This window comes from Telluria sp. LT2P80, assembly GCF_059685955.1.
Genome location: NZ_JCASIO010000004.1, coordinates 492,970 through 506,731, shown reverse-complemented (window position 1 = coordinate 506,731; position 13,762 = coordinate 492,970). Strand labels below are relative to the sequence as shown.

Below are 13,762 nucleotides of genomic sequence, written 5' to 3'. Positions count from 1 at the left end.
GGTTCCAAGAGGGCGGCGCCCAAGCACGTGCCGCCGGATGCCGCCGCCGTATTCGACACGGTGCGCCGGTTCGCTGAATGCATGAGTACGCCCGTGGCACTGCCCGACAGCGTGCTGACGGTACGGGTCATCGGTGAATTCTCGGCCGGTAAGACACGCTTCCTACGTGAATTGCTCGCGCCATGTATTCCCGTGGCCCTGCTGCCTATCAGTTCACTTGAGCGCCAAACGCGATTGCCGCTCGAAATCACCTACGGTCCGCAGGCTGAGCTCCTGTTGGTCGAGCGACCGCAAGACACCCGCGCGGGCGAGGAACGGGGCCGCTACGCGCACTTCCCGCACCGTGCGGAACTATCGGCCTTCGATCCCATGCGCTATCGTCTGCGCCTGGCAATCCCCGAACCACGCTTGATCCTGCGCAAGGGGGACGGCTACGGAGAAGGCGCCAAGCGTCTCGCATTGATCGACATGCCTGGCTGGAATTCAGGCGATGACGAGCTCGCAGAGAGCGACGCCAACACCTTGATGACCGGGCACTTGAACCTGGCACTGGGTTACGTGTGCCAAGCCAGCCGACTGGACGGGGAAAAGAACCAGGATCGACTGGCAGCGTTTCTGGAGGCGCTAGCAGCAGCCGATTTCATCGGCGACCGCTATAGCCTGTTATTCATCATCACGCAGTGCCCGCCTGAGGATCGCAGCCGCCTGGAAGCACTGGCGCGTAGCCGCGTGCTCCAAGCTTGGAGCGAGCTCGGGGAGGACCCGGAAACACTGGACTTGCTAGTACTTGGCGCCGAGTTCTCCTCGATGGCGCCCTCTGAACTCCAACGGTTTCGACACAGCTGCTGGCAGCATCTGCTGGCGCCGCTGCAGGACGACGAAGAGCAACCACAACATCCGTGGCTGCCCGCCGTGCAAGAGTGGAGAGACGAATGGGCGATCCGGCCACGTTTGTTACGGACACAACAAATGCTCGAAAAGGCCGGTGAGATGTTGGCAAGGGTCCGAAAAAGCGGTGATTTCCTAGCGGGCATGAATATGTATCGCTTAATCGGCATGGGCAGCGAGGAGCGGTATGCCAAGTTGCAGGCGGCTTGGCTGCGCCAGCTCGGCGCCAGCGTACAGGACACTTACTTGCAGTTCGACGCACTGGACCTGCCACCAGACCATCCGCTATACGCCTGGTGGACTGGCTACTGGATGCCACAGCTCGACGCCACGCTGGTGCCAGTGCGGCAGTTCTTTGCGGGTGCCGATCTCGCCTTGCACGAACTGCGAGCCGATACGCCGGACCTGCAGCACTATCTGCGTTCACGCCTCACGGGCGCTTTTGCCACTGCCGTGTCGCAGATGAGTAATGGCTTCATCCGCTTGGTTGACACCACGCGCCTGCTTGCTGGTGAAGCCGCGCCGGAGAAGGTCGTCGCAACCTTGCTAACGTTGTCCCTGCTTCACGTTCGTTCAGAGCACTATATCGAAACCTCATCATGAAACTCCACCAAGACAGCGATCCCATACTGCAGTTCCTTGCAGACTACAGTAACGAAACTCTCGTCCGTACTTTCCTAGACACTTTTGGGGACAGACGTAACGCGGAATTGCGTCGTCTGCAGGTCCGGGTGGCTGGCCTCGAAGCGGAAAACCGCGCATTACGCAACTCTGATACCTCTGAGACAGCGGCTGCGCTAGTAGACGAGGTCACGATCGAAAATGGTGCTCTGGTGACTGCGCAAGTGATCGCCATCGACGAGTTCTACGCAAGCGTCAAGCTGGACAAGGGCACCGAAAATTTAGTTTCGCTGGCCGAGTTCATCGAGGGGCAGCAGCTGCAAATCGATGTCGGGGATTACGTCAACTTCGTAGCCAAAGTCACGTCGGATGGCATCGCGTTATCCCACTTCGAGTACAAGAAGATGCTACGCTGGGTCGAACTGCTGCACGCGTTCGATAGCGGTGGCAGCGTCGACGTGACATTAGAAAGGCCAGCCAAAAACGGCTACAGTGCCAGTTACCACGGCGTCCCCGTATTCATCCCGCATTCGCAAAGCGATCTCACGCCGGGGAAACATTTCGATGCACTCTTCGGTACGACGATCAGCGTGCGGTTACTGGAACTGGATCGCGACGTCAACCGCGTGATCGCGTCGCGCAAGGTGCTGATGGAAGAAGCGCGTGACGCTCTACTGGTTAGTTTGCGCCCAGGGGATCTGGTCGAAGGTGTCGTCAAAAACATCGCTGAATTTGGCGCCTTCATTGATTTGGGCGGTCTGGTTGGGCTATTGCATTGTAGTCAAATGGGACCGCTGGCGGATGCCGTCGTCGTGGGTGCGCCCATCAACACGCGCGTCTTCAAGGTGGACTTGGAACAAAAGAAGGTCTCGCTGAGCGGCAAGCCAATGGCCGCAGACAGCTGGGAAGAACTGGTTTCGCGCTTTGCCGTCGGCAGCACGCTCGAGGGCAAGATCAAAAAGCTAACCGAAAGCGGGGCCTTTGTCGAGATCGTACCGGGTATCAACGGCCTCGTGTTCCAATCCGATCTCAAACACCTCCATTCCAACGGAACGACAGCGCCCAAGGTGGGCGACGTGCTGAGCGTCATGATCCGCGATATCGATGTCGAGCGCAGGCGGGTCGGGCTACGCGTGCACCGACCACGGCAAGCTAATCATGAATCGAAGAGGTCGGCGCGGCACGAAGTTTAACAGTCATCGCTCATAGCGGCCAGTCACCGTCAACGGCACAGCCGCGTCTGGTCAGTCGCAATGTTCGTCTCCTCCCTGAGTGACTACTAAAAGGGCAAGAGCAAATGGAGAAGAGAATATGGCCTGCCGAGCGATCGCGGCCGCGGGCGGGTAGACACAGATCGGGCGCGTGACCGACATCATCTCGAACGACCGCACCATCTGCATCGCAACTCGGCGTGTGCAATGACTACGTGGGGAGAAGGCGGCGTTCTTGAACGTGCTCAAGAAAGCTAATCCTACGTTACCAGCGCAGGCGCGCGGCAGTCGCCGGCGATAGCTCAGATCGTGGGACTGGGCATTGGGGCATGAGGTACCCATTAAAGTTTTCGGAGGGTTGTGGACGCTGGTTAGTGGATTTGGCCGCTTGGCTTGATTTTCTTCGTCAGAGTCCCTTTTTAACGATATGACAGCGGCGCTATCAATCGCGAACTGGCCCTTGCAGATTATGTGCATGAGCTCGATGATAGCCAGCACATTGCCGACAGACCGGAATAACTTAAAGCGCTGACATGAAAGTGGTAGCCCATCAAATGGCCCAGATGGCCAGCCAACTAAAGGTGCTGCCACAACGCCTGAGCTTTCAATGGCTGGCTCTGGCCATTACCACGACGTTGTAGCATTGTCCTTGCAATTACTCAGTCAAATAGTTATAACGTAGTGGAAAAGCAGCACCTTTCTTCTTTTGGATAGACCGGTTCAGATACAGGTTGCGTACCTCATCCGGCGCTACCGTACCTTCAAAGCGCCAGCGTTTCCTCTCCTTACCGGACTTATCTTTGACGACTGTCTCGCTCCATTTACTAATAGCAAAGACCTCAACAATAAAGCCCCGATACTCAGACAATGCATACTTAAGGAAGGGATGACGAACTTTATCCATCTTCCAATCTCCTCTCGTCGCTTCGTAATACGACTTCGCACCTTTAGCGCGACGATAAGAATTGTTAATATTGATGAGTACGCAGTCTGGCTCCAGCACTTCCAACGGTTGAGCTTCATACTTACGAATAGTTTCATCGGTAGTCATTACGCCGAAAGCATCCGACCGGTGGCCTCCTTGAACATTGGTCAGGTTGACATGTAAAAAGTGGCGGCATAAGTCAATCAACGCACATTCAACATCGAAAGCGGCTCCATCACTAAGCCCATGGCGCAGGATTACAGATTGTACCTCATGCTTTTCTAGAATTTCTCGGATAAGTTCAAGCTTGTCCGAATCCGTAGGATCAACAAGAGCGTCGGCTGCGTGAGCGAATACACGATTTCCTTTACCTTTACTAATATAGAATAGTGTGGGCGGCTCTGTACGGGGATCTAATAGACCGTAGACATAGGAAAATAACTTGTGAATTACAGACGGAGGGAATTCACGGTGCGGCAGTTTGGACATGATTTTGTTTTCGAGAAAATTAAAAAATTTTATCGCTTAGCATATTCAGCGCAGGGGGTCATTAGGGTAATTCGGTGAGGACCAGTGTAAAAAATGATGAGATAGGCCTTTGAGATTTCAGCCGGACCTAAGCAAAGAGGCAGGCATGGTGACGCCTCAGCGGCGGCCCGAGAGAGAGGCCTCTCGGCCCGCTGGCTACTGATTGTTCACGAAAATCGACTCGCGGCTCAGCCCGCTGCGCAACGTCGCCTCTGCAAAGGCCTTCTTTTACGGGAGATGTGCGAATTCGTGCTTCTCTCATCCATAATTTGCATCAGAGCCTCCGGGCGTATCCCTGCTGGCGAGGCTTTCGATACTTCGCCGCGACTCTGGGCGCTACCTCCGCAGCAAAACAGCATGGATGCTTCGTAATGTCTAATTTTTTGGATTCAAGCGCCATCGATAAAGCGGCGCAGTCCGCTTGTCCGCTTGGTTTGCCGGCGGATCCCGTCCGCAAGTTGTTGGGCATCAGGCGTGAGCAGCGTGAACCATTGCCGCGAGCGGGTAATGCCCGTGTAGAGCAGCTCACGTACGACAATGGCGTTTGACTTCGCTGGCAAGACGAGCGCGGTATGGGCAAACTCCGAACCCTGGACTTTGTGGACCGTCATCGCGTACGCCGTCTCGATATGTGGCAGCCGCGTGGGCAACACACTGCTCACCCCCTCGCCGCTCTGGAAGTACACGCGCAGCCGGCCCTCGCCGCTCGCATCAGGAAGAGCGATGCCAACGTCACCATTGAACACGCCGACGCCGTAATCGTTTTGCGTGACCATCACCGGGCGGCCTACATACCACTCCCCACTGCGCACGATCAGGCCTTCCTGCACGAGACCTTGCTCGATCGCTCCGTTCACGCCCTCCACGCCCCACTCTCCCTGGCGCACCGCGCACAGCACGCGAAAGGTGTCGAATGCGCTCAGTATCGCCTTGACCCAAACCGTATGGCCTGCTTCACCCGGTACGTCGGGGCCGGCCTTTGCCAGCGTCAGGTAAGTCGCATATCCGCCTTGGGCGCCGGCCCGGCCGGAGAGGGCGAGATCGAGAATATTGGCAGCGCGCGCGCGATCGCACCACTTCACGGCATCCTGGGGCTCCTGGCGCAGGATGGCCTGGGCCGCGTCCGCGTGGTTAGCGTTGACGGCCAGCGCCAGCCGACCAATCGCGCCACCGAAGCGGCGGCTCTTGCGCAACATGATCGTGCATTGGGCCAGCGGCGTGCCGCCGGTAACCATCTCCTGCGGCAAACGCTCCCCGCAAGCATTCCACAGGTAGTCGGCCGTGGCCTGCGTAAACTGCCCGTACTGGGCGCCTTCGCACAGGTCGCCGAGAATGGCGCCGGCTTCCACGGAAGACAGCTGGTCTTTGTCGCCCAGCAGTACCAGCATCGCGGTCGGCGGCAACGCTTCCAGCAAGTCCGCCATCATTTCCAGGTTCACCATCGACGCCTCGTCGACGACCAGGACATCGACCTCCAGCAGGTTGCTCGCATGGTGACGCACTGAACGCGTGGCGGGGTTCGCACCCAGCAGGCTATGCAGGGTACGCGCCGTTGGCAGGCTGGCCATCAAACCCTTCACACTGATGTCGCCTCCCGCCATGTTCGCCAGGCCCTCCAGCGCCTGGTCGATCGACTGTTTCAGCCGTACCGCTGCCTTGCCCGAGGGAGCGGCCAGCGCGAAGCGTACGCGTTCTGGATCGGGCGCCAGCGCATGCACGAGCGCCAGCAGGCGCGCCACTGTGTAAGTCTTGCCGGTTCCTGGCCCCCCGGTAATGATCGAGATTGTGCTGCGCGCAGCAACCGCGCAGGCCATCTTTTGCCAGTCCGGGTCCGTGTCGCCCGGCTCCCGCGCGAATAGCCGGTCGAGCAAGCCCTTGATCCGCGCCGAATCGACATCGCGCTGCGTGGCTGTACGCTGCTGGACCAGTCGCGCGATACTGCGCTCGTCGCGCCAGAAGCGGCGCAGGTACAGCCGTCCGTTCTCCAGCACGAGAGGCTGGCCCAGGTCTTCCTTGCCGGGTGCGTACACCTGTACGCAGCGGGTGAACTCGTCGGCCCAGGACTGTTTCGATCTCGGAAAATCGCCCATGGCAGTATGCAAACGCGCGCAGTACTCTGGAGACAGCTGCAGCCTGGCGCACGGATCCTCGACCAGGTCATCGAGCAGCAGACAGGTGTCGCCGCGGCTCTCGAGTTCCGACAGGATCACGCAGCTGAGCAGTACGCACGGCGGCGTCTCTGCCAGCGACGCAATGAAGCGTGCAAACGCGCAGCCGAGGTTGCGCAGGACGCCGTCATCGGCACAGGCGTCTAGTTCATCGAGTAGAACGGCAGCGGTCATACAGCGGACTCCAGTTGGGCGGTGGGGAGCAGGTGATCGAGTTTCTCCAGCAGGTTGAGGTCGGCGACGAGAGGGCAGCATCCGCGCGTGGCCGGATTGCCCACGCCGCGCAGGAACAGGAACACGGCGCCCCCGAGCTGACGCGCCGGGTCGTAGGACGACCCGAGCCGGCTTTTGAGCATGCGGTGCAGGGCCAGCAGATAGATAACGCCCTGTACTTCGTAGCGCTTGTCGGCTACCACCGCCTGCAGTGCGCCTAGGTGATAGGCGCCGTCGTCGGTGCCGAGCGCATTGCTCTTGTAGTCGAGGATCCAGTAGCGTCCCTCATGCTCGAACATCAGGTCGATGAAACCGTGCAGCATGCCGGTTAGCTGCCGCTCCGACAGCGCGGGCCGCCCCAGCCCAGGGAGCAGGTGCGTGCGGCACAACCGGTCGAGTTCGGCCGTCTGCAAGCCGGCGGTCGGCAGCCAGAACTCGGTCTCGGCGCGGGCCCGGTGCAGCGCTGACAGGGATGTTCCCACCGGTGGGAGGGTCGTTCCTGCCGTATGAATCATCCAGTCGGCAACCTCGTCTTGCCAGCCATGCCATGCACTGCGGGCGCAGCGCGCGCGCAGCTGCTCACGGTACGACGGCTGGTCGACCTGCTCCAGGCCTTCATCCATCATCCATTCGAGCATCTCGTGAATGAACAGGCCGGGCAAGGCGCCGCGCGGAAAACGATGCCAGGGGCCTTGCTCGGTAACGTCAGGTGCGGCGGCCGTGTCGATCACTTCCGACATCTTTTGCTCGGCCTGCGTCGCCGGCGAACGCGCCCTGCCGATCGACTTAACGATGGAGGAATAGCTGGCGACCGTCCAGTTGCGCTCGAACTCGGCGTGGAATTCATGCGGCTGCCGCAGCGGCGGTAATTGGCCGGCCAGGGACAGGGACGTCTCGGCCGCAGGCACCGGTACGTCGACGACGTCGATGTGCTCGCAACCGGACGACATCCGCGCGAGTGCGGCTTTCAGTTCTGCCGGGGGAAGCGGCATGCCACCAGCGGCCAGGTAGCCGAATGCGGACTGATGGCACTTGCCGCCGACATCGGCAACGCCGATCCAGACACCATGGCGCGCCCGCGTCAGCGCGACGTACAGCAGGCGGATGTCCTCCTCGAGGCGCGCCTGGTCGGCGATCGCGCACACTTCCGCGGACAGGTCGAACTCGATCTTCCGGCAGCCGGCTTCACGGTCCATGTACTCGAGGTAGGTCCGCTTGGCCGTGGTAACCGGCCGGAAGGCGGCGGCGAACGGCAGGAACACGAGCGGATATTCGAGCCCCTTGGATTTATGGATCGTCACGATCTTGACCAGCTGCGCATCGCTTTCGAGGCGCAGGATGTGCTCCTGACCCGCCTCGACACTGCTCTGGATCTGCTCGCCCAGCCAGCGTATCAGGCCCTGCTCACCATCGAGATGCTGGCTCTCGCGCTGCAGCAGCTCGGCCAAGTGAAGCAGATTGGTCAGGCTACGCTCACCGCCGTGCCTGCCCAGCAAGCGGCTGGGCAGCTCCAGTTCATGCAGGAACCTGCGCAACATCGCCAGAACCCCGTAGCGCTGCCATACGATCTTCAACGACTTGAGCTGTTCCACCCGCGACTCCCACACCAGGTCATCGGTCGTCAGCTCAGCCAGTGCAGTCAGCGGCATGCCGGCCGTACGCGTGGCCAGCGCGCAGCGCACGAGTGCGGCATTAAGCGGGTCGGCGACCGCCTGGAGCCATCGCAGTACGTCGGCTGCTTCGCCGCTCTCGAATACCGAATCGCTGTCAGACAGGTAGACGCTCGGCACGCCGCGCGCACGCAGGGCGCGCTGGACCACCCCAGCCTCGAAGCGATTCTTGACAAGGATTGCAAAGTCGGCAGGCGCCAGGTGGCGCATTCCGTGCGCCGAATGGAACCCGGCCGAATCGTCGTTGAGTAAGGCGACAATCTGTTCCGCGCAAGACTTCGCGAACTCCGACTGCATACTGGCGGCGTTCTTGTACCCATCGGCCGCACCGGCCCAGATCGTCATGGCCGGGACGCTCGCGCCGGCGCGCAGCAGGCGCTCGTCGCGGCCTTTTGCCTCGACTGGCAGGAAGGGCAGCGCGTTGTGCTCGCCGTCGCGGAAGCCAAACGCTCCTTTCGGGTGGCCCCCCTGCCCGCCCTGCCCTTCGGCGTGCGCGAACAGCCGGTTCACCGCCGTCACGAGCGGGGTGGTGGAGCGAAAGTTGCGCGACAGCCAATAATGCCGTCCCTCGGTGGCACGGCGCGCCGCCAGGTAGCTGTGAATGTCGGCCCCGCGGAAACCGTAGATGGCCTGCTTCGGGTCACCGATCAGGAACAACCCAGTATCCGCATCATTGCCCGACACCTTGTAGAGCATGTCGAAAATGGCGTACTGGTCAGGCGACGTATCCTGGAATTCGTCGATCATCGCAATGGGGTAGCGCGCCAGGATACGGCTTCGCAAGGCTGCGCCGTTCTCGCCTTCCAGGGCCTGTTTCAGGCGCGCGAGCATGTCGGCAAAGCCGAATGTGCGCGCGGCCGCCTTGAGTTCCTGCATGCGGGCGGCGATCGCGCGGGCGGCATGCGCGAGCACGAATGGCACGATTTCCGGCACTGCGTCCAGCTGACGCTTGAGCTCCGGGAGCTGCGCGAAGCCCGCCGGCACAGGCGTATCGGGGGCGCCCCTGAGTGCGCCCAGCAGTTTATCGGTCTCCCACTTTGCCCACGCTTCGTTGGCGTAAAATCCGGCCCCCGGCCTGGCCTGCGTGTCGCTGAGCACCCACTCGCGCAATGCGGTGAAGAAGCGGTCCACCGTCACCGGCTGGTAAATGTTGGCCTTGATGCGCCCTTCGTGCTGCCTGAACCAGGCTTCCATCACGCGCGCGCGTTCCGCCCACACCTGCCGATCCGGACATTGCTGCAAGATGTGCTGCGAGCCGATGGCCAACACTTCCGAGAGGGGCTTGCCGGGGTGCTCATCCTCGATCAGGCTGGCCCGCTCGACCAGGTCACACATAGCCTTGTCGAAACTGCCGAGATCGTGCCAGCACCCGTGGACCACGTCGAACTGCTCGCTCGACAATGCGTAAACGTGACTGCGCCAATAGTCGCGCAGGGCGACACCGTACAGGGCGCGCTCGCTCTCGACCAGCTCCTCATCGAACAGGGCACCGCTGTCGAAGGCATGCTCACCCAGCATCCGATAGCACCACGCATCGATCGTGGATACCGCCGATTCGTCCATGGCCTCGGCAGCAAGCGCCAGGCGGTAGGCAGCCTGCTCGCGGCCGTCCGGATCGCCGCGGTACTCGTCGAGCAGCGCCGCAAGGTACGGGTCGGCCTCGTGTGCGGACCCGCCGCGGAAGAACTGCGCCGCTTCGACCAGGCGTTCGCGGATGCGGTCCGAAAGCTCCCTGGTCGCGGCCTTGGTGAACGTCATCACGAGGATCTCGGCAGGCTGCAGCGGACGCCCGAGCCCGGTCTGCGCGTCGCCATGGCCGAGCACAAGGCGCACGTACAAGGCTGCAATGGTCCAGGTCTTGCCCGTGCCGGCACTTGCCTCGATCAGGCGCGTCCCATGCAGCGGGAAGGAAAGCGGATTCAATGAATGGCTCATTTGGCGCAGGCCTGTTCAAACACGTGGTTCAGGGGATGTGGCTGCACGCTGCAGGCAACCCAGTCGAGTAGCGGGCGGTACAGCGCTTCGGACACCTCCTCGAACCCCGGTTCGTCGGCGAGCTCCCCGTATTCGGCCCACAAACGCGACAGGCAGGGTTCGTCGCGCTCGGCCTTCAAGCCCTCGACTTCGAAGTTCGCGCCGTCATACGCCTGCTGGGCGACGTCCGCGCCTTTGGCCAGCAGGGCAAGCGCAGTCTTGCAGGCAGTGGGCAAAGGGGCATCCATGCCGCGCTGCCACAGCCCGGCCAGGATATCGAGGCGCGCCTGCGCCTCGACCTGCCCCAGCGGGAGAAACTGGACGATGCAATCACGTGCCACCAGGTAGCCCATCACCGCCTGCCCCTGTGCCGCCAGAACCAGCTGGCGCACGTAGGCATCGACCAGCTTGTCCGCACGTAGTTGCTTCTTGTCGACCTTGGCTGCCTTGCCCGTGCGTACCCGGCTGGCGGTGACCGTTACCCAGGCCTTGCCGGCGCCGTCGTCGCGCATCTGGTCGATCCAGTCCTCGAGCGCCAGGTCGGCGCACCGCAGCGTCACGCGTACCTTGTCCGCGCAACGCGGCAGGCGCTGGTCCAGCGCCACCCAGGCCAGCCTGGCCGGGGCCAGTTCTTCCACGAGTTTGTCCTGCAGGCGGATCGCCAGCTGGCCAATCGGAAAGCGTCCTTCGCGCTGCATGCGCGCCAGCTTGCCGGCCATACGCTGCCGGATCTCGTCCTGCGGCTCTGGTGTTGCACTGTCGGCCAGCAACTCCTGCCCGACCTGGTAGGCCTCGAGCTTGTTCAGCGCAAACGGCTCGTCGTCGAGGCCGGCCAGCGCATGCTCACTGAACTGTACTTTCAGACGGCGCCGGAAGAATTGCTTGACCGGCTGCTTCATGAAATAGGCAAGCTCGGTGACGGTCAGCGGTGATGCGCCCTCGTGCGTGTAACCGGGCAGCACAGCTGGTGTGCTACATGCCGCGCCATCGTGAGCGGCTCGCCATTCGGTAGCAAAGGTGCGCAGGCTTTCCTGCTCAAAATAGCGGCGCGAGAACGGCTGCAGGAAATGCTCGACCGTTAACCGGTTCAGGTCGAGCCCTTGCCAGCCGGCCTTGAGGTAATCGCGCAGTTGCGCCACCAGGACCGACGGTGGCTGCGCGCTGTTGTCGCGCACGCTTTTGCCAACCCAGCTGATGTACAGCCGGTCGCGCGCCGACAGCAACGCCTCGAGCATCAGGTAGCGGTCATCTTCGCGCCGCGAGCGGTCTCCCGGATGGGCCATCCCCGGCAGGGCCAGCAGGTCGAAGTCGGCCCGTTGGCCACGACGCGGAAAATCGCCGTCGTTCATGCCGAGCAGGCAGACGACCCTGTAGGGGAGCGCACGCATTGGCATCAAGGTGCAGAAGGTAACGCCGCCCGAGATGAATCGGTGGTGCAGCGCCTTGTCGTCGAGCGGCCCCAGCCAGGCTTCGCGCAGGATCGCGACCGGGACCGGATCACCGAATGCGGCGCCGTCGCAATGCGCCAGCCAACCCTGCAGCGCAGTGTGAAGCTGCGCCAGGGTCAGGCGGTCGTCCTCGTCGGTGCCCCGGAAAAAAGCCTTCAACAGCCGCTCGGCACACGCAACCCATTCGGCAGGGCTGCGGGAGTGGGAGAGCTCGTGCCGCCAGGTGGACAGGCTGTCGACGAGCCGCGCCAGCGATCCTGCAAGCGCGGCGTCCAGGCCACCAACCTGGGCCAGGGGCTCGATACCATCGTAATCCTCCATGGCGCCGTTGGCGTAGCCAAGCAACATGCGCCGCATCCCGAACAGCCAGGCGTTCTGCTCGCCTGCCGACGCCAAATCCAGGGCAGCGCGGTGACGGGCGTCGAGGCCCCAGCGCACGCCTGCCGCTTCGACCCACTGTGCCACGCGCGGCAGGTCGTGCTGCGCGATCCCGAAGCGGGCAGCGATCGCAGGCACGTCGAGCAGGTCGCGCACCTCGCTCTGCAGGCATCGTTGTTGCGGCAGACACAGCAGCCAGTCGAGCGCCACCAGCACCGGATCGGTGCGGCGCGACGACACATCGACAATCTCGAATGGAATATGGCGTTTATCGCCGCGCGGGTACTGGCCGAACACCGCACGAATTGCGGGGGCAAACTTATCGACTTCGGGGACCATCACGATCACATCACGCGGATGCAGGGTGCGCCCACCGGTCCCGTTTTCCGCGAACATCCCCAGCAACTGGTCGTGCAGGATCTCGACCTCGCGCTGCGTGCTGTGCGCCACGTGGAAGCAGATCGAGGTGTCGGACGGTGAGACGACCAGCCGTGTCTCGTCCCCGCGCGGTACCGGCTGCATGTCGCGGATCGCGGCCTGCACCTGACCCAGCAGCGTTGTCCCCTGCCCTTCGCTGAACACGTCCACGCGCAGCAGCGGAAACGCACGGCGCGTCGCATGTACGTCGTCGAATTCGTCCAGCATCCGTATGAAGTCGCGGCCCAGCCGCCCCCAGCCGGATAGCAGCGGGTGACAGTGCGCATGCATTTGCTCGAAAGGAACCTGCGCCAGGCTGCCGGTGCGCGGCGAATGCGGCTGGTGGCGGCGCTGGGCCTTGAGCAGTTCCCGGCCGGTGATGATGTCGCCCCAGTAGTACTGGCACGGGTTGGGCGCCGCAACGATGACCTGGCAATGGCGAGCCAGCGCACCCAGCGCTTCCAGTGTCTGGTAGGGGAGCGAAGCCACGCCGAACAATACAATTCGCGGAGGCAGACGGCCCGCCGCCGCGGTGTCGTCACGGTGCAGCGCTTCGACAAACTGGCGATGCACGTCCGCCCGTCCGCTTTCACGGAGGTCGTCGGCGCACGCCGCACGTAATGCCTGCCACAGGCGCGCCTGCCAGACCTGGTCCGCGGCCAGCGGTCGCCTCTGTCCGGTCGCGTCGATCAGCACTTCCTCCCCGTCTGCCCAGGCGGCAAGCCAGTTGGCGCGATAGACCTGGTATTGGTCGTAAAGGTCGGCTAGTTTCCGTGTCAGCTGCAGCCGTCGTTCGATCGAGCCGTCTTTCAGAAAATATGCCAGCGGGGAGAACCCCGGTTCGCCTAGCAGCCCCGGCAGCACCTGCATCAGCCGCCAGGTCAACGGCTGGCGATCAAAGGGAGAATGGCGTGGCACCCGGCGCGGGCCGAGCACTTGACGGTAAGCCTGCCACAGGAAACGCGCTGGCAAGGTGACTTCGACCCCGGAACATACGCCCATTTGGTCGGCCATCGACATCTTTAGCCACTCGGCCACACCGTTCGATTGCACCAGGAAGACTTCCTGTTCCAGAGGTTGCAACGGGTTCGCCTGCAACCAGCCGAAGACGGTGTCGCGCAGATGCTCCATACGGTCGCTGTGGATAGCGAGGAAACCGGGAGCGAGATTTGATGCCATATGCCAGCAGTATTAGAAGTGGGGACGACGATGTGGCGATAACCGGGCGCACGTGCATCCCCGCCGTAAATTGGCAACAGTCAATGGCCAGTACTGCACTGATAGTCACAACGGTCTAATTATGGAACACAATTTCCCACGA

General features: G+C 62.1%; 6 protein-coding genes. 2 read left to right on the top strand and 4 right to left on the bottom strand.

The window, feature by feature from the left end; translation table 11 throughout:
• Window positions 1-93: 93 nt before the first annotated feature.
• Both AC56LW_RS13960 and AC56LW_RS13955 read left to right on the top strand, forming a co-directional pair.
• The gene (locus AC56LW_RS13960; protein ID WP_499635201.1) at window positions 94-1,491 is read left to right on the top strand and encodes a hypothetical protein; all 1,398 of its coding nucleotides are present in this window, start codon (window positions 94-96) and stop codon (window positions 1,489-1,491) included.
• Window positions 1,488-2,702 carry a S1 RNA-binding domain-containing protein gene (locus tag AC56LW_RS13955; RefSeq protein ID WP_499635198.1) on the top strand — a complete coding sequence of 405 codons (1,215 nt, stop codon included), beginning with the start codon at window positions 1,488-1,490 and terminating at the stop codon, window positions 2,700-2,702. The genes AC56LW_RS13960 and AC56LW_RS13955 overlap by 4 nt, the downstream gene beginning before the upstream one ends.
• 673 nt (window positions 2,703-3,375) lie before the next feature.
• On the opposite strand, the gene AC56LW_RS13950 is transcribed toward AC56LW_RS13955, so the two are convergent.
• From AC56LW_RS13950 to recC, 4 genes are all read right to left on the bottom strand, one after another.
• Entirely contained in the window at window positions 3,376-4,134 is a 759-nt protein-coding gene (locus AC56LW_RS13950) for an LEM-3-like GIY-YIG domain-containing protein (protein WP_499635196.1), read from the bottom strand.
• Between the two features lie 428 nt (window positions 4,135-4,562).
• Complete coding sequence (recD, locus tag AC56LW_RS13945; RefSeq protein ID WP_499635193.1) at window positions 4,563-6,515, bottom strand: exodeoxyribonuclease V subunit alpha; 1,953 nt, start codon at window positions 6,513-6,515, stop codon at window positions 4,563-4,565.
• Window positions 6,512-10,159 (bottom strand): exodeoxyribonuclease V subunit beta, encoded by a 3,648-nt coding sequence (gene recB, locus AC56LW_RS13940; RefSeq protein ID WP_499635190.1) that lies wholly within the window; start codon window positions 10,157-10,159, stop codon window positions 6,512-6,514. Before recB ends, recD begins: the two co-directional genes overlap by 4 nt.
• On the bottom strand, window positions 10,156-13,620 hold the full coding sequence (gene recC / locus AC56LW_RS13935) for an exodeoxyribonuclease V subunit gamma (RefSeq protein ID WP_499635187.1): 3,465 nt from the start codon (window positions 13,618-13,620) through the stop codon (window positions 10,156-10,158). Before recC ends, recB begins: the two co-directional genes overlap by 4 nt.
• Between the last annotated feature and the right edge of the window lie 142 nt (window positions 13,621-13,762).

Excerpts from the sequence above, each read along its gene's own strand:
- AC56LW_RS13955 (WP_499635198.1), top strand. The coding sequence starts at position 1,488 with ATGAAACTCCACCAAGACAGCGATCCCATACTGCAGTTCCTTGCAGAC.
- AC56LW_RS13950 (WP_499635196.1), bottom strand. The coding sequence starts at position 4,134 with ATGTCCAAACTGCCGCACCGTGAATTCCCTCCGTCTGTAATTCACAAG.
- recD (WP_499635193.1), bottom strand. The coding sequence starts at position 6,515 with ATGACCGCTGCCGTTCTACTCGATGAACTAGACGCCTGTGCCGATGAC.
- recB (WP_499635190.1), bottom strand. The coding sequence starts at position 10,159 with ATGAGCCATTCATTGAATCCGCTTTCCTTCCCGCTGCATGGGACGCGC.
- recC (WP_499635187.1), bottom strand. The coding sequence starts at position 13,620 with ATGGCATCAAATCTCGCTCCCGGTTTCCTCGCTATCCACAGCGACCGT.